The 17,133-nt window shown below is 36.6% G+C and carries 20 protein-coding genes; 10 read left to right on the forward strand and 10 right to left on the reverse strand.

The features are described from left to right. Window positions 1-114 precede the first annotated feature (114 nt). The 3 genes from BM179_RS24670 to BM179_RS24680 all read right to left on the reverse strand — a co-directional run bounded on the left by BM179_RS24670 (window position 115) and on the right by BM179_RS24680 (window position 2,649). Window positions 115-843: a 6-phosphogluconolactonase gene (locus BM179_RS24670; protein WP_092019819.1), complete on the reverse strand. Its 729-nt coding sequence runs from the start codon at window positions 841-843 to the stop codon at window positions 115-117. Window positions 844-913: 70 nt separating this feature from the next. Further along, entirely contained in the window at window positions 914-1,258 is a 345-nt protein-coding gene (locus tag BM179_RS24675) for an MmcQ/YjbR family DNA-binding protein (protein ID WP_092019820.1), read from the reverse strand. A 185-nt stretch (window positions 1,259-1,443) separates the two neighbouring features. Beyond that, on the reverse strand, window positions 1,444-2,649 hold the full coding sequence (locus BM179_RS24680) for a proline dehydrogenase family protein (RefSeq protein ID WP_092019821.1): 1,206 nt from the start codon (window positions 2,647-2,649) through the stop codon (window positions 1,444-1,446). A gap of 377 nt (window positions 2,650-3,026) precedes the next feature. Here BM179_RS24680 and BM179_RS24685 point away from each other — a divergent pair, with 377 nt between their 5' ends. The 5 genes from BM179_RS24685 to BM179_RS24710 all read left to right on the forward strand — a co-directional run bounded on the left by BM179_RS24685 (window position 3,027) and on the right by BM179_RS24710 (window position 7,879). Further along, the gene (locus tag BM179_RS24685) at window positions 3,027-4,121 is read left to right on the forward strand and encodes a chorismate mutase (protein ID WP_092019822.1); all 1,095 of its coding nucleotides are present in this window, start codon (window positions 3,027-3,029) and stop codon (window positions 4,119-4,121) included. 210 nt (window positions 4,122-4,331) lie between these two features. Next, window positions 4,332-5,255, forward strand: coding sequence for an RluA family pseudouridine synthase (locus tag BM179_RS24695; RefSeq protein WP_092019824.1), 924 nt, complete (start codon window positions 4,332-4,334; stop codon window positions 5,253-5,255). Between the two features lie 120 nt (window positions 5,256-5,375). Next, on the forward strand, window positions 5,376-6,524 hold the full coding sequence (locus BM179_RS24700) for a helix-turn-helix domain-containing protein (RefSeq protein WP_092019825.1): 1,149 nt from the start codon (window positions 5,376-5,378) through the stop codon (window positions 6,522-6,524). A 104-nt stretch (window positions 6,525-6,628) separates the two neighbouring features. Beyond that, on the forward strand, window positions 6,629-7,195 hold the full coding sequence (locus tag BM179_RS24705) for a hypothetical protein (protein WP_092019826.1): 567 nt from the start codon (window positions 6,629-6,631) through the stop codon (window positions 7,193-7,195). Window positions 7,196-7,228: 33 nt separating this feature from the next. After that, complete coding sequence (locus BM179_RS24710; RefSeq protein ID WP_092019827.1) at window positions 7,229-7,879, forward strand: metal-dependent hydrolase; 651 nt, start codon at window positions 7,229-7,231, stop codon at window positions 7,877-7,879. A gap of 73 nt (window positions 7,880-7,952) precedes the next feature. On the opposite strand, the gene gloA2 is transcribed toward BM179_RS24710, so the two are convergent. Then, window positions 7,953-8,342 (reverse strand): SMU1112c/YaeR family gloxylase I-like metalloprotein, encoded by a 390-nt coding sequence (gloA2, locus tag BM179_RS24715; RefSeq protein WP_092019828.1) that lies wholly within the window; start codon window positions 8,340-8,342, stop codon window positions 7,953-7,955. 155 nt (window positions 8,343-8,497) lie between these two features. Between gloA2 and BM179_RS24720 the strand changes: the two genes are divergently transcribed. From BM179_RS24720 to BM179_RS25480, 5 genes are all read left to right on the forward strand, one after another. Further along, entirely contained in the window at window positions 8,498-8,869 is a 372-nt protein-coding gene (locus tag BM179_RS24720) for a Rid family detoxifying hydrolase (protein ID WP_092019829.1), read from the forward strand. Between the two features lie 134 nt (window positions 8,870-9,003). Further along, on the forward strand, window positions 9,004-10,509 hold the full coding sequence (gene gltX, locus BM179_RS24725) for a glutamate--tRNA ligase (RefSeq protein WP_092019830.1): 1,506 nt from the start codon (window positions 9,004-9,006) through the stop codon (window positions 10,507-10,509). A gap of 114 nt (window positions 10,510-10,623) precedes the next feature. Continuing rightward, window positions 10,624-10,812, forward strand: a complete 189-nt coding sequence (locus tag BM179_RS24730; RefSeq protein ID WP_092019831.1) for a hypothetical protein — start codon at window positions 10,624-10,626, stop codon at window positions 10,810-10,812. Between the two features lie 75 nt (window positions 10,813-10,887). After that, window positions 10,888-11,175 carry an Asp-tRNA(Asn)/Glu-tRNA(Gln) amidotransferase subunit GatC gene (gene gatC / locus BM179_RS24735; protein WP_092019832.1) on the forward strand — a complete coding sequence of 96 codons (288 nt, stop codon included), beginning with the start codon at window positions 10,888-10,890 and terminating at the stop codon, window positions 11,173-11,175. Between the two features lie 188 nt (window positions 11,176-11,363). Next, window positions 11,364-11,942, forward strand: a complete 579-nt coding sequence (locus BM179_RS25480) for a hypothetical protein (RefSeq protein ID WP_092019833.1) — start codon at window positions 11,364-11,366, stop codon at window positions 11,940-11,942. 376 nt (window positions 11,943-12,318) lie between these two features. On the opposite strand, the gene BM179_RS24745 is transcribed toward BM179_RS25480, so the two are convergent. The 6 genes from BM179_RS24745 to BM179_RS24770 form a co-directional block, all read right to left on the reverse strand. Then, window positions 12,319-13,074, reverse strand: coding sequence for a hypothetical protein (locus BM179_RS24745; protein ID WP_092019834.1), 756 nt, complete (start codon window positions 13,072-13,074; stop codon window positions 12,319-12,321). 6 nt (window positions 13,075-13,080) lie between these two features. Continuing rightward, on the reverse strand, window positions 13,081-13,746 hold the full coding sequence (locus tag BM179_RS24750) for a hypothetical protein (protein WP_092019835.1): 666 nt from the start codon (window positions 13,744-13,746) through the stop codon (window positions 13,081-13,083). 223 nt (window positions 13,747-13,969) lie between these two features. Beyond that, window positions 13,970-14,740 carry an SH3 domain-containing protein gene (locus tag BM179_RS24755; RefSeq protein ID WP_092019836.1) on the reverse strand — a complete coding sequence of 257 codons (771 nt, stop codon included), beginning with the start codon at window positions 14,738-14,740 and terminating at the stop codon, window positions 13,970-13,972. Further along, complete coding sequence (locus tag BM179_RS24760; protein WP_092019837.1) at window positions 14,721-15,599, reverse strand: glycoside hydrolase family 19 protein; 879 nt, start codon at window positions 15,597-15,599, stop codon at window positions 14,721-14,723. Before BM179_RS24760 ends, BM179_RS24755 begins: the two co-directional genes overlap by 20 nt. A 45-nt stretch (window positions 15,600-15,644) precedes the next feature. Further along, window positions 15,645-16,415 (reverse strand): hypothetical protein, encoded by a 771-nt coding sequence (locus BM179_RS24765; RefSeq protein ID WP_143095319.1) that lies wholly within the window; start codon window positions 16,413-16,415, stop codon window positions 15,645-15,647. A 16-nt stretch (window positions 16,416-16,431) separates the two neighbouring features. After that, a partial coding sequence (locus tag BM179_RS24770; protein WP_218159287.1) for a glycoside hydrolase family 19 protein occupies window positions 16,432-17,133 on the reverse strand: 702 nt, incomplete at its 5' end.

Here is a 17,133-nt window from a genome sequence, read left to right on the forward strand (position 1 = left end):
AAGTTTTATGTTTAAAGTTCGTTAATAAACAAAGCTGCGGTAATAATTAAGTTGCAGCATGCAGATGATATAACGAAAAAGCATTTTAGATAATTGATACAATTTAATGAAATGTTATCGGTTCAATTTTCCTGCAGCTTCTTCATCAATCATTATAAGCGCATTTGTATGGTTTTGCATTATACTTGAAGGTAACTCCGTGCTTACCTTTCCTTCAACGGTTTTCTGAATGATTTCTGCCTTTTTTGAACCGTTTGCCATTAAAATAGCTTTTTTCGCTTCCAGGAGATTCCTCAGACCCATTGTAATACCTTTTTGGAGTAATGTAGGTTTGTCAAAGTATTTCTGTCCGACTGTTCTTGTAATCTCATCCAGATCAATTACATGGGCATAATTATCAGTCGGGGTGCCGGGTTCATTAAAACCGATATGTCCGTTCATACCTACCCCGACGATCATTAAATCAATGCCTCCTATCTGAGTGATGAACCGGTTAATTTTTTCGCATTCAGCTTCAGGGTCTGTTGTCAGGCCATCAAATAAATGTACATTCCGGGTAGGGATATTCAGGGGATTTAACAGATTTTCTGACAAAAAGTAATGACAGCTCCCTGAGTCTTCCGGCGAAACTCCCAGCCATTCGTCAAGTGCGATAATGGTACACTTGCTGCAATCAAGTTGTTCTTTTTGCACCGCATCTGCAAAACATTGATAGGCCCTTAATGGCGAACTTCCAGATGCCAGACAAAGAACAGCATAAGGATCAGACCTTATTAAATCCAGCATTTGATTGGCAGCAGCTGCTGACAATGCTTCATAATCTTTGAAAACTAAAACTTCCATATGTTTGATTTGACCCTAAAGGTTAATAAAGGTTGACTGAAAATTATCCGGTCAGAATATACTGTAATATTTAAACTATTTCTTTCTTCAATTTTGACGGTAACTTATCGTACACAAGTTCATAGGAAATTCTGATATATTTCTCCCACTCAATCCTGCTTAAGCGATTAATATCATCAAGATGAACCCATTGATGTCTGGCCAGATAGGGTGCCGGAATAATTCCTTCTCTGTTACACAGTTCTTCGAAGTATTCGTTTGTGGTTTTAAAAGAAGCAGTATGGGGAAAGCCGTCCGGAAGAGTTACTAAAAACATTTTTTGTCCTACATTAAAACATAAATGACTTTCCCACTTAATATCCTGTGTAACACCCTTGAACTGTTCACAGATGTGTTGCAATTCTTCTATGCTCATTTTGTATCCTGAAGATTATGATGTTGGCTGGTAATTTACCTAATGACGGTATAATTTGCAATTTTGTCAGATTTACCCGGAATTTACATCATTTACTACAAGCCAGGAAAACGGACTGTTCTGTAAAACAAAAAAGCCATTGAAGCTTGCTTCAATGGCTTAGGTCAAAATTACATTTCCTGAAATCAGGCGCTTTTCTTTTTACGACGAATCATTTCCTTACGGATTAAAGAAAACTCGCGGCTGGTTTGTCCGGCAATTGAAGTATTTTCTTCAGCTCTTCTGAAAAGATAAGGCATTACCGCTTCAACGGGTCCATAAGGAACATATTTTGCTACATTGTAATTTGCTTTGGCCAGATTGAATGAAATATTATCAGACATACCTAAAAGCTGAGCGAAATAGAAATGCTTGTCGTCATGAGAAATATTGTTTTTCTTCATCAGATCAACCAGGTATTTACAGCTGTATTCATTGTGAGTACCTACACAAATTGAAATAGTTTCACGATTTTCAACACAGAAATCAATCCCTGAATTATAATCTTTATCAGTAGCCTCTTTTGTTGTATGAACAGGCTCGCAATATTCGTTTTCATGAGCTCTCTGACGTTCTTTTTCCATGTAAGCTCCTCTGACCAGTTTTACACCCAGGAAATAACCTTTTTCACGAGCATCTTTGGCAGCAAGCTTCAGATTGTCCAGCATATCTCTGCGATACATCTGGTAAGTATTGAAAACGATACACTTGTCATGATTATATTTTTCCATCATGCCATAAGTCAATGTATCAATTGTATCCTGAATCCAGCTTTCTTCTCCATCTACAAATATCTTCACATCCAGCTCTGCTGCTCTTTTACAAAGCATATTCATTCTTTCACGAACTCTTTCATAAGCAGCCTTATCGTCATTTGTCAAATCATGTTCATCCTGGATTTTATTCAATAATTCTGTATTGGCGATACCGGTTACTTTGAATACGGCGAATGGAATGGCAGAATTATTATGTGCTTTTTCAATGGTTTCCAGAATTTCTTTTAATGTACGGTCGAAACTTGCTTCCGATTCTTCCCCCTCAACGGAATAGTCCAAAATTGTACCAATATGAACTTTGTCCAAATTTTCTATGGTTCTATTACATTCCTGTAGTGTTTCTCCACCACAAAACTGCTCAAACACAGTATATTTAATTAACTTTTTTACAGGAAAATGAAGAAAAAGCAAGAGTTTGATAAAAAAAGTGCCTAACTTTACAAGCCAATTCTGATTCATACATGCAAATATGAAATAAGTCTTGCGTAATTGAGCATTAGATTTATAAGAGAATGCTACTGAGGTATCCTCAAATGAAACCCTGGATTTGGTCGCTGTTGCGTGTGTGCTTGACATTTTGGTTATTATCTGTGAAAAGTATCCAACAAAGGACTAAATTGTTTTGATTACTTTTGGATATACAAAAAATATTGGAGGTTTCGAGTGATGCCTTTTGAATTACAGAAAAACGTGCAAATATAACATATTAGAATAATACAAAAACAATTTTTATTTTTTTTTCAAATAGTAAGTTCGTTATGGAGTCGCAGGCTCTGATATCTTAAAGAAATCTGATTAACAATTTAATTGAATTTTATTCTGTTATTCAGGAAATTATCAAAAATTTCTTTGCTTTTTAAGATTATGATTAAAATTAAGGTTGTCGTTGAAAATTACTAAAATTTCTTTCGAATTGCCATAATTGACCTACTAATTAAAATCAACCGGTTGCCATGAACGCTAATTTAGACGTAGTGCCGATGCAGGAATGGATTAATACTGACGGCAAACCACTCATTATTGCAGGCCCTTGTTCAGCTGAGACAGAAGAACAAGTCCTAGAAACTGCTAACCGAATCAAAGCAGAAGGTTACGCACACATCATGCGTGCTGGCGTATGGAAACCTCGTACTCGTCCAGGCAGTTTTGAAGGTATGGGTGAAGCGGCTTTGCCGTGGCTCGTTGAAGCGAAAAAGCAGACAGGTCTGCCAATTGCAGTTGAAGTAGCCACTCCTGAACACATCGAATTGTCCTTGAAGTATGGTGTTGACGTATTGTGGATTGGGGCAAGAACTACTGTGAACCCTTTCAACGTACAGGAAATAGCTGACGCCCTTAAAGGTGTTGACGTACCAGTACTTGTTAAAAACCCTGTAAACCCGGACTTAGCTCTTTGGGTTGGGGCTTTTGAACGTTTGCAAGGTGCGGGTATTAAGAAATTAGGTGCTATCCACCGTGGTTTCTCTAATGCTCAGGAAACAAAATATCGTAACTCTCCAATGTGGCAGATTGCGGTTGAAATGAAACGTTTGTTTCCGCAGTTACCTATCATCGGTGATCCATCTCACATGGCAGGAAAACGTGCTTTGCTGATGGAACTTTCTCAAAGAATCCTTGATCTGAATTATGACGGGATGATTATTGAGACCCACCGTGATCCGGATCAGGCATGGTCTGATGCTTCACAGCAGCTTACTCCTGAAGCTTTGGGAGAAATGCTTCGTGAATTAGATGTTCGTAAGGCTTCTTATGGCGCAGATTTTACTGATGAATTAACAGCCCTTCGTGCTAAAATTGACAATATCGACCGTGAATTACTGGAAGTATTGGCAGCTCGTATGTCGGTTGTTGAAAAATTAGGTGAATATAAGCGTGATAATAATGTAGCTGTTTTACAACTTGATCGTTGGAAGCAGGTTCATGCTGACCGTGCAGGACAAGCTAAAGGTTTAGGCTTATATCCTGAATTTGTAGAAGAATTATTCAAGCTGGTTCACCTGGAATCTATTCGTAAGCAAACTGAAGTAATGAATACTTCTCTGGCTTAGGTTTCAGAAACTTTCTGATATTAAAAGGTTGCCTCTTTACCGGGGCAGCCTTTTATATTTTTATACCCGGGTAATTTTCGAAGTTAAATCTTTGATTTTAATAGTACCTTTGCAGGTAATAAGCATGATATGATGATACATGCTGCCAGATGATTCAGTAATTTTTATATCAAAGATTTCCGCGGAGTTTTTCCGTTTTCCTAAAATAAAATGAGAGAAAGAACTAGTAATAAAGAACATAAAGGCAACTTTAAGGAAAATAAAACTGCAAATACTACAGGTTTTGTGGTGACTCAGGAAGCGGAATTGATGAAATTTCTGATTGAACAAATGCCCAATAAAAGCCGTAATAATATAAAAAGCTTTTTGAGGGATAAGCAGATTCTGGTAGAAGGCCAGGTGGTAACACAATTTAATCATATCCTGAAAACAGGAGAAAAAGTTGAAGTAAGAAAAACCAAGGCGGCACCGGAACAGAAATACAGAGGATTGACAATTATTTTTGAAGATAAAGATCTGATTATCATAGAAAAGCAGGAGGGAATGCTGTCGATTGCTACGCTGCATGAAAAAAATCAGACTGCCTACAGTATTTTAAGTGCTCATGTAAAAAAACAGGATCCCGGAAACAGAATATTTGTTGTACATCGCCTTGACAGAGAGACTTCAGGTTTAATGATGTTTGCAAAAAGTGAAAAAATCCAGAAACTTTTGCAGGAATCATGGACTGCAACTATCATGGAAAGAACCTACCTGGCTGTGATTGAAGGAACTCCTGAAGAAAAAGAGGGAACAATTACCTCTTATTTACAGGAAAGTAAGGCCCTTGTTGTGTATTCAAGTCCGAATCCGAATCACGGACAATATGCCGTGACACATTATGATACCTTAAAACAGAATCAGAATTTCACTTTACTGAAAGTAAATCTGGAAACCGGAAGAAAGAACCAGATTCGTGTTCATATGAAAGACCTTGGCCATAGTATTGTCGGTGACAGTAAATATGGTGCAACTGTTGATCCGATTGGCCGCCTTGGGCTTCATGCCTGGGTATTGTCTTTCACACATCCTGTTTCCAGGGAAAAACTGCATTTTGAAACAGCAATCCCTAAGAAATTCCTTTCACTTTTTTAGAAGGAGAGGCCAGTATTTTTATTGAACTTTCCGGAGAATTGCCTGATATTAACCGGCTCATTTCTGATTATTTTGAATTGCGATAATTGACCTATAATTTAGGATCTGAGTCGGAAATCTATGGAGATACTATCAATTATTAATTTTACTGCTGCAATTCAGGGAATATTTCTGGCTTTTTTATTATTCAGCCATCAAACCGATGCAAAGGAAAACAGGATTCTTTCTCTGCTTGTTCTGGTAATGTCTTTTGCTTTGCTGGGGGCCGTTTTAGGACTTTCAGGATATTATAAAGTTTTTCCACATCTTATCCGGGTAGCAGATCCGATGGTTCTGTTGTTCGGACCACTTCTCTACTTTTACGTTCATTTTATCACTAAAGGCTCTCTTCCTGAAAAAAGTATTTTTCACTTCATTCCATTCTTCCTCTACACAATTTGTCTTATTCCCTTTTATACTTTAGGAGGGCAGGAAAAAATTGCTTTCGGAGAACAAATTCTGCTTAATAAAAAACAAAACCAATTTGTGCTGACGGTTCAAACCATTAGAATCGTTCATATAAGCATTTATGTTTTCTTAAGTCTGAAACTCGTCAGACGTTTTCAGAACTGGTTAAAGAATAATTTCTCGGATATTGACAAAATCAGTCTTGACAAAGCAGCGTTTCTCCTGAATCTTTATCTCACACTTATGATTTTCATTTTTATCATTTATGGACTGTCTTTTTTCATACCGCTTGATTTTGTGCTGACAAATAATGTAATGGGTTTGTCTTTGAGCGCGGTGATTTACGCTTTGGCCTATACTTCCTGGGGAAAGCGTGTTGTTGTGAATATGCCTGAACAGATTGCAGAAAATCCGGTAATAACTGATCCGGAGCCTCTTCTCTCAAACGAAAAGGGTAGGCGAAACACCTACCATGTTTCTGAAGAACAAGCTGCAATTCTGGTTGAAAAACTGGAAAAATTACTGTTTTCTGATAAAATCTTCATTCAAAGCGACTTATCTCTTAGCCAGTTAAGTGAACAACTGAATACTCCGGCTTACCAGGTTTCTGAAATAATAAACCGCCATTATCAGGAATCTTTCTTTGATCTTATTAATCGTTGCAGAATTGAAGAAATAAAACTCCGGCTCAATGATGAGCGATTTAATCGTTTTTCCATTCTTGGTATTGCCATGGATTGCGGATTTAATTCCAAATCGTCTTTTAATACGGCTTTCCGAAAATTCACAGGTACAACTCCTTCTGATTTTAGAAATAAATAAGCGTCCGACTTTCTGAAAACGGACGTACAACTTAAGAAAATCGGTCGATGCTGATTTAATAACCGAATAATTTTGAATCGGTTAAACTAAAAAAAGCATTTTCAATGAAAAAGATTTTCACTTTGTTTTTATGTTTCCAGGGGTATCAATCTCTTTCCCAGATTCCCGATAATTTTCCATCTTTTGGTGTAGAAGTTGATCCTGTTGCCTATATACTGAAAGGTTATTCTCTTCACGGAATATATCAGCCATTTTCCAACTGGAGTTTCGATTTAGGTGTTTTTGGTATTGAGGAGCCGGAAGGTTATTCAGGTAATAGTGGTTTCAGGGTCACACACAAGGGATTCGGCGTAAAAGCACATTATCACTTTAACGGAAAAACGACACGTGGTTTATACACAGGTTTTAGTTTTGGATACTCCCGGACAGAAGCTGTCTATAAGCAATCCGGAGAAAGTGCCGGAGGTCATGGATTGGGTTTTGGCCCTCATATTGGTTACCGGTTCTTTTTGAACAAACCCAAAGAAGGTATTCAGAGAGGTTTGTACATCACTCCCTGGGTTGGAGTCGATTATTCATTGCCAGCGGAAAAGATTGATTTTGAAAAACAAAAATATCAGGAAAGCCGCTGGACATTTTTTCCGACAGTTCATTTTGGATATCGTTTTTAACTGATTTTATCAAAACCTTTAATTTTTAATACTATGTTTATCGGACATTTCGCAGTAGGGATGGGTTCAAAGGCTTTAAAACCTCAGATCTCATTAGGGACCTTATTTATTGCTTCTCAGTTTTTAGATCTTTTATGGCCCGATTTATTGCTTTTAGGACTTGAGAAAGTTTCCATAAAACCGGGAATTACTGAAGTGGGGTCATTAGAATTTACCAGTTACCCCATTTCACATAGTTTGCTGGCTGTATTAGGCTGGTCGTTTTCAGGGGGCTTACTATACTGGGTGTTTAAGAAGGATTTAGGGGCGTCGGTACTCATCGGGGTTTGTGTACTGAGTCATTGGATATTGGATTTGTTTGTTCATATTCCTGATTTACCGATCACCCCCGGAGCATCTGAATATGTGGGTTTCGGGTTATGGAAATCTCTTACCGGAACATTATTAGCAGAAGGTTTATTATTTACCATCGGGATTGCCATTTATATTAAAGCAACCAAAGCTGTTAACAAAGCCGGAAGTTTTGGCTTTTGGGGTTTGATTGTATTTTTGGTAATGGTCTATCTGTCAAGTATCCTCGGGCCACCGCCGGTAAGCGTCTCAGGAATTGCCTGGGGAGCTCAATTGCAATGGATTATTATAATCTGGGCTTATTGGGTTGATAAGAACCGTGTTTCCCGATAAAATGATATGAATCCGGTCATTTCATGAATTTACATTTTTGCAGATTCATGAAATGACTGATGTTGAAGAAATGTTATATTTCGTAGAATTCAACAGGAAGATCGTCAGGATCGGCAATGAAGAAAAATTTCTTTCCTGAATATTCATCAATCCTGATGGCCTCACAAACAATGTTTTTTGTCAAAAGTTGTTCACGCACCTGCTCCACATCATTCACTTCAAAAGCAAGGTGTCTTAAGCCACATGCTTCCGGGCGGGAAACTCTTGCGGGAGGTTTCGGAAAGGAAAAAAGTTCAATCTGATAAAGCCCGTTCACGGATAAATCCAGTTTATAAGACTCTCTTTCAGATCTGTAGATTTCCTGAATGATTTGGAAGCCCATGATTTCGGTATAAAAATGTTTCGATTTTTCATAATCTGAAACAATAACAGCTACGTGATGGATACGATTTATTGCTAGCATAAGGTGATTTTTAAAAATAGTACTGGGAATAAAATAAGATGATTTTGTAACTTGCAGGCAAATTTAGGAATCTCATCCGATTCCTCTCTAAAATAGTCAGAATCTGAATACATTTCCAACAAAAGCCCCTGAAAGGCAAATCTAAAAACGATAAAATGTCAAAGAAAATTATCTTTACCGAAAAGGCACCAGCTGCAATAGGTCCATATTCTCAGGCGGTTCTTTCTAACGGAACCTTATATGTTTCAGGTCAGGTTGCTATTGCATTGGCAGAAGCCGGAGCAAGTATTGAAGATGAAACCCGTCAGGTGATGGAGAATCTTAAAGCCATTTTAGGTGCAGCAGAAATGACCTTTGAAAACGTGGTAAAGTGCAGCATTTTTGTAAAAGACATGAATAATTTCGGGAAAATCAATGAGGTTTATGGCAGCTATTTTTCAGTAAATCCTCCGGCTCGTGAGACCGTAGAAGTTGCACGTTTGCCAAAAGATGTAAATGTGGAAATTTCCTGTATTGCTGTTCTGTAATCCGATTTGTAAGATTGGTTTGAAAACAATCTCAGATTCAACCTTAAAAAGCCGTATCTTTGTGGATTACAGGTTTTAGAGAATTGAAAAATACATAGCTGATTTTAATTCGGCAGAAATAAATAATATACACAATGAGTGACCAGGTAAGAGTTCGTTTTGCTCCAAGTCCTACAGGGGCTTTGCATATTGGAGGGGTAAGAACGGCGCTATATAATTATCTTTTTGCCAGAAAAACAGGTGGCAAAATGTTATTGAGGATAGAGGATACAGACCAGACCCGTTTTGTAGAGGGTGCTGAAAATTATATTTTAGAAGCACTTAACTGGGTTGGGATAACTATTGATGAAGGGCAAAGTGTAGGAGGAGCTCATGCACCATACCGCCAGTCGGAGCGTAAGCCTATTTATATGGAGTATGCTAAAAAATTGCTTGATTCCGGAAAAGCTTATTATGCCTTTGATACATCTGAAGAACTGGATGCCATGCGCCAGACTTTCGAAAGTCAGGGGAGTGCTTTTCAATATAATGCTATTTCCAGAACACGTCTCAAAAACTCCCTGACTCTTTCAGCTGAGGAAGTAGAGGCTAAACTTAGTGCAGGAGAGCCTTATGTAATTCGTTTAAAAGTTCCGGCGAAAGAAGAAATCCGTTTTAAAGACCTGATCCGTGAATGGGTTGTAGTACATTCTTCCGCAGTTGATGATAAAGTTCTGATGAAGTCTGACGGTATGCCGACTTATCATCTTGCAAATGTGGTGGATGATCATTTGATGGAAATCTCACATGTAATACGCGGGGAAGAGTGGTTACCTTCGGCACCTTTGCATATTTTATTGTATCGTGCATTTGGCTGGGAAGATACTATGCCTAAATTTGCCCATTTACCTTTGCTTTTAAAACCCGAAGGAAATGGTAAATTGTCTAAAAGAGATGCAGATTTAGGAGGTTTCCCTGTATTTCCTTTAGAATGGAATGATCCTGTTTCAGGAAATGTCGCCAGAGGTTTTCGGGAAGATGGATATTTGAAAGATGCTGTAGTGAATTTTCTGGCATTTTTAGGCTGGAATCCGGGAACGGAGCAGGAAATGTTTACGATGGATGAACTTATCGAAGCTTTTTCTCTGGAAAGAATCAGTAAGTCCGGTGCAAAATTTGACATTAATAAAGCGAAATGGTTCAATCAGCAGTACCTGAAATTACAGTCTGATGAAGAACTGGCAAAACAATATTTGTCGGATGTTGAACTGGAAAAAGCTGTCAAAATTGTTCATTTGTTTAAAGAAAGGGTAACTTTCCCACAGGAAATTGTACAGGAAGCGCAGTTCCTGTTTAATGCCCCTGAAAACTACGACGAAGCGATCGTTTCTTCTAAATGGAACGATGATGCTAAAAAAGGAATTGTTGCTTTTAAGGAGGCTTTGCCTGCTCTGGATAACTTTGTTGCAGAGGAAATAAAACATCTTTTAAGCGCAGAGCTTGAAAAAGCGGGTATTAAAATGGGTAAAATCATGCAAATGCTCCGGGTAGCAATTACCGGAGTAGGAGCAGGGCCTGATTTAATGCTTTCTATGGAAATTATGGGAAAAACGGAGGTTCTGGCACGTTTGGAAAAAGCGGTATCTACTTTAGGTGTTTAACAGTTTGATTCGTATTGTTCCGGAAAAAATGAACCTAAAATGTTATTTTGAGATTAATGCTTTATACTAAAAATTAAAAGTATCCGGCCGACGGACAACGAATCAGATAAAGAAATGGCTAAAAAGAAAGAAGCTCCAAAGAAAGAAACGCCGAAAGTACATAAAGAACTGGATGGATTTGACATTGAGATTAATTCTTTCGGGGAGATCAAAACAGCGTTTGATATTGACAAAATCAATGAGTTTTTAAATAAACACATGGATGACAAGAAGTTGAGAGGCAGAGATGATAAACAGGAATAGATCATTAGTATAAGATATGTTGAAATCTTCCTTTTCATACAGGAATAGGTTTCAGGATATTGAAAAATATAAATTATGCAGATTGACCAACAGACATTACAGAAGATAGCACACCTTGCCAGGTTGGAAATGAGTGAGTCATCAGACCATGAAATGATAGATTCTCTTAATTCAGTACTTACCTGGATGGAAGAACTGAATGAATTGGATACTGAGAATGTTCAGCCGCTCATTCATATGACAGAAGAAGTTAATGCACTTCGTGAAGATAAGATTGTTCCGAATATTACCAGAGAACAAGGGCTTTTGAATGCTCCGAAGAAAGATGAAGAATATTTCAGAGTACCAAAAGTAATGGAATAAGTATTTTCGCTGTTTGCAGAAAAAAACAGCATATTTTAAAGTCCCGGAAATTCAGCATTACCGGGACTTTTTGTTTGAAAATAAGGTATTTATACGCTAATGACCGTTTACTCAGGAACGTAGTAGTACGCTAACGAAAGCAATTTTATGGAAGTAATTTTGAGAGAACCCTTTAAAATCTCATGCCCATGAAAACTTTACAAAGTTTATTGCTCATTTCAGGTTTGTTCTTATTTCTGTGTATTTCGTCGTGCAAAGAAGGTGCTGTAGGCCCTGCCGGAGCTGCCGGAGCTGCCGGAGCTGCAGGTGTTGCCGGCCCGAAAGGTGATCCGGGAACAGCAAATGTTATTTATTCTGACTGGTTTACACCGGATGTCTGGGGTAAAGAAACACTTTTTACAACTTTTGTTTTTTCCTATAATAAAGCTGCTACGCAAATCACCGCAGATATTATTGATAAAGGAGCTGTTTTGGTGTATGGCAAACTAAATGGTTATACTTCGTCTTTGGGATTGAAAGATAAAGTGGTACAACTGAGCTATACAGTAGTTGCAAATGGTAGTACAGACTCCTGGACATATATTGCGAGTCCCGGAAATGTAAGAGTTTCTTTTGTAAACAGCCAGAATATTTATTCTTCAGGCCCTGCAAACACGCATCAATTCCGGTATGTTATTATTCCGGGCGGGGTAAAAGCAGGAAAACTGGCAGGAGTAAACTGGAGCGATTATGAAGAAGTAAAACGTACGTTTAATTTACAGGATTAGCGTTTGGGATATGAGACAAAGGATCTTCGTCTTTGTCTCATATTTAATGGCTTACTTTTCTTTGGTCGGGAAAAGCAATATAGGCGAAATGAAATAAACTGAAAATTGGAGGAAGGGGATTCGTTTGTAGTTGTAAATCAAACAACAAGAATCAATTTAGCTCATGCCAGGCAAACCCTTATCTGTTTATTATTCACGGAAGGTATTTTCAGTTATTTTGAATTAGCCTATGAAGACTCCTCCCAAAATTTATGCTCAAATACGGTTAAACATTAATCGCTATCTCATTTTCTGTTGTTTATGCGCGGATACAAATGAGGGGGAAGCATTGATTTACCAAAAAGAAAAGCAAGCCTTCCGACCTGCTTTATTATAGCTATTCTACATCTGTTTTCCTTATCCAGCCTTCGATGGTTTTCCCATTCTCCTCACTGTTGCCATAATAGCGAAAGTTAATCCATTTTATACCCTTGATTTCTTTTTCTTTTACTACTTCTATCATATCATTCTTGAGAAGATACGTTTTGCCTACAATTGTAGGCTGCGTATAAATAAAAGCATTTGGTATTTTTATTTTCAAAAAAGATTTACCCAAAATTCTTTTCAATACTTGTTCCGAATATTTTAATGATAATCTATGTATAAATAATGGTGGTAAATCTTTTTCTTTTATGTAAATGTGTACATTTACATTGATAATTTCCATGCGTGTGCCTACTTGAACGGGAACCTCATCAATACCTAATTTACTTAATATCCCTCCAAAATAAAATATACCGTTTTCGCTTTCTTCATTTTTAATCTTTAAATGCTTAATATCTTCATCTTCTACGTTTATTCTTAAATAACGAAATACACTATCCTCAACGTTTTTATTTTGGATAGAATCTAAGTGCAACAAATAGGGGTCATTATTAGCAAGAAACCCTATTTTACTGAAATTAAGATTTATTCCTTTGTTATTCCTTAGTCCTACTGATACCACACTATCACCATAAAAAATACGGAAATTGTCCTCATATTTCCCACTTCGCCATACACCTTTTATATCGGACAATTTAAGATTTTGAGCAACGCAAAGATTTGAGAAGAGTGGAATTATTCCTAACAAGAAATACAAATACCTTTTCATAATTGTTTATTTTAGTACGTCAATTGCTTTATTTTTAATAGTACCGCGATTTTCAACCTCTTTATCGTCATCACTCCCTTTTATATTATATGTTACCCCAGCAGTATCATCATTATCTGCCTTAGAATTACAATCTTTCCATTTCCAGTAATACATACTTGCTTTCATTGCAACATCCAAGTCTGTCTCAAGTTCATCTATATGACCACCGTCTGATGCTTGCTTATGAAAATATTTTTTATTATTAGCATTTTCAGGATCTTTATTCCACAAAGTACTTATGTCTTCATAGTTTGCTTTTCCAGTCAGTTGTATAAACCCTCTCCCCAAAAATGTAGAGCCATCTTTACTATTAGGGCTACCATTCCCTAAATCATATAAACCACCTTTCAATCTTGCAGAGCAAGAATATACATAATCAAATAGAGCTGAACTACAGAGATACTTTTCTTTTATTTCTTCTGTTGTAGTTGGAACACCTTGTATGCATTTAACTCTCTGTGTTGTCGTAGCACAGTCATCTAAATTCACACAATCGAAGCCAACAAATAAATCACAATAATAATTTTTTCCAAAATTTCCCCTAATTGCCTTTTCTTTATAACAAGGTATTTCTTTTGTATGCTTTAGCCCTCCTGTTTCAACTCCAATCTGCCCCAGAAAATGTGCCATTCTTAGTGGAGTATTTATCTCAAACTTATCTGAATATTTGTTCAGCAAAGCAGCCACCTCATCACATCTGTCTTGTGGTGTATCCGGGAATATCTCATGTAATTGGGTGCCTGTAACGGGAAAGGTAGCTTGATGGTCTTCCCGGGTTTTATCCCCCAGATACCCCCAAACAGCATTGATATACCAAAAAGAAAAGCAAGCCTTCCGACCTGCTTTATTATAGCTATTCTACATCTGTTTTCTTTATCCAGCCTTCGATGGTTTTCCCATTCTCCTCACTGTTGCCATAATAGCGAATTTTTAGCCAATCGTCTTTTGTTTCTAGTACTTGGACAGGATCATCTTTAAGTATATATATATTAGTTCTTTTTGTTGGTAAACTGAAAATAAAACTTTTGTCAATTTTGATTTTTGCATATTTTACCCCTAAAAATGTCTCCACCTTATACAATTCTTTTTTGTTTTCGAGCAAGGCTCCTACTATATAATTAGGTATGTGTTTAATCTGCCTGTAATATTCATACTCTCGACCATCGAAATTAAACAAGAAATAATTAGGTTTCCCATTCGACGGAGGCTCATAATTATCGGTACCTAAACCATTAAAACTGGCAAAGCAACTAGGACTTGCTTGATCAAAATACTTTATGCTATCATTGGGGGCTTGGGGGTTGGGTCTATAAAAATACATCCGTTGCCCTGTTTCTTCTAAATCTGATAACTTAACAATATTCTTGTTTTTGGGTGAAAAACCAATTAATCTCATAGCTACCAACACATTTTTTGAATCGTGCCATTCAAAAATCTTTAGAATTCTTCCTTTCTTAAAAATATCTATTAAGGTAAAAGTAGTATCATTACTTCCTTCAGAGGGAATAAACTGCCATATTCCCTCAAAGTCTTTAAGATTTGAAGGGACATCTGTATCCTGAGACATGGCAATGTTTGCTATTAAAAGCAAAATAACTATGAGTTTATTTTTTGAGTATTTCATATGCTTTATTGGTATATAGTGTTCTGTTTGGTAGTCCAATTGCTTTTCCATTTACCGCTTCTGTAACCTTTTCTATTGAGCTTTCATCCACTTTGTTTGCTAAATCATTTGTTTTTCCAGCCTTCCAGAAAGTAAGTGAAATAAGCATGGAGAAGTCTAAATCGTTAGCAATGTTATCCAGGTTCTTGTCGCAAGTCTCACTTCGACACATAAAATCTTTGGTGCCAGTTCCATGAACTGCGTCCCACTTTGCCTGAACCATTGTTTGATAATTGGTTTGCCCGGTTATTTGTATAAAGCCACGTCCTCTGAAGCGATAGCCATCGCCTGATTCGATTCCTCCATTATTTAACTGACAAGCATATACCACATTAAAAAAGTCAGGATCACGAGGTAATTCATCTACCATGTTAGCTCTAACTGTTTTGTTCATACCTTGCATAAAAGTTGTAGATGCATAACTACCACTATAACTACCTTCTGGCACGACTATATCTTCGTCGCAATATGGATAAGGACAACTTGCTCCATCAGCAGAATAACCCTCAAAAATTGAACAATATTTCAGCACTTTTTTACCATTATGTGTTCTGATTGTTCGTGTTTTATCGGCTGTTAAAATTCTTGAAGCTGAATAGGATTTCTCATCTAAGTTTTTCAACATGGTTTCCGCCCCAATCTGTCCTATAAAATGAGCCATTCGTTCGGGTGTTGTTAAACCATAGTCATCACTGTACGTATTAATTATACTTGCCACCTCATCACATCTGTCTTGTGGTGTGTCCGGGAATATTTCATGTAATTGTGTACCTGTAACCGGAAAGGTAGCTTGATGGTCTTCCTGAGGTTTATCTCTCAAACAACATAAAAATAAAAGCAAGCCTTCCGACCTGCTTTATTATAGCTATTCTACATCTGTTTTCTTTATCCAGCCTTCGATGCGATTTTTTCCAAAATAATAAATTTTTAAATATCCCCCTTTTTCTTTGACAATTTTAACTTCATCTCCTTTTATTAGATACATGCTAGTTTTAACTTCTGGTTCACTAAATATTATAGCTCGGTCAACTTTAATTTTTTCATAGTATGGAGGGTCTGGAACTTCTTCTAAGAATTTTTGAAATAGTTTAACAAAATTTACTTCACTGAATTTAATCCTTTGATTGTCTTGATAGTCCTGTTTACTAATTAAATTTAGGCTTTCAGTATCTTTGCCCTTTTCATAATAAGCTCTATATACCTCATTCTTGTAAAGAAACCACTCATTTTGAGATTTATCATATATAAAATAACAGTAGTATCTATTCCAATCCTGACCAGAACCTTCATTGATAACTACAAACCCTCCGGAATCTAACTTCTTTATAGAAGTATATACGTAAAATAGTAACGATTTGTTCTTACATATGTAAATAAATTTTTCATCCCCTACATTAAAATAAATTGCTAATTGTTGTTGATACTCATTTGTAGGTATATTTACATCGAAATTGTAATAACTAAACTTTATAAAAATATCCTTTTTATTGTCTAGATTCAAGTCAATATAAGTTGTATCGTAAATATGACCTTGCGATAAATCGAAAGGAATTGTATCAAGTTTCGGTTTGTTGTTTGATTGCCCTAGGCAACTAATTGACAAAAAAATCATTAGGATTATTAAATATTTTTCCATTTTACAAGGCATTATTCTAGTTACAAGGAAATAATTTTTTAAGTCTTTCAAATTCTTTCTTTCTTTTATCCCAACCATTAGGCTCACAAGTATAACAAGGTTGTTCTTGATCATTATGTGAACAGTTTGATGAAATAGAACCACAGTTTGTAATTTTTGCAATTTTAAACATGTTTTCTTCTGTTAATACTTTTGAGTACTTTTTACAATTATTTATATCCCAAAACCAAAATGCAGACAATACTGAATATTTAGGTTCAGCTACAGCACTTGGGTTATTAATAAAGTCGACATTTTCTCCCAAAGTTTTACAATAATTCTCAAAATTTCGGTAGTTACTTAAGCCTGTTAGTTGAAACATTCCACGTCCTTTGTACTTAGAGATACTACTTGCCCATCCACTTTTTACTTCTTCCAATAATCTTAAATTATCTGTTTCTTCTGCAATTTGGGTGAAAAACATAATTCTTTCTTGACATGAATTCATGCTAAATTCTACAAGATATTGATTCAAAAAAGGTAAAATATTACGGGAGTCATTTTCTGAAACTTGAGGAAATATTTTTTTCAATAACTCTTCATCTAACTCTCCTGTAAAAGTACTCGTCTCCTCCCCTTTATCCCCCAAATACCCCCAAACAGCCTCTATTTTCTTGTCCTTCTCTGCTTTATCCAATACATTTACATTCAATACTATATTGCTGGAATTAGCCGCACT

The sequence above is a fragment of the Pseudarcicella hirudinis genome (assembly GCF_900115665.1).
Taxonomy (GTDB): Bacteria; Bacteroidota; Bacteroidia; order Cytophagales; family Spirosomataceae; genus Pseudarcicella; species Pseudarcicella hirudinis.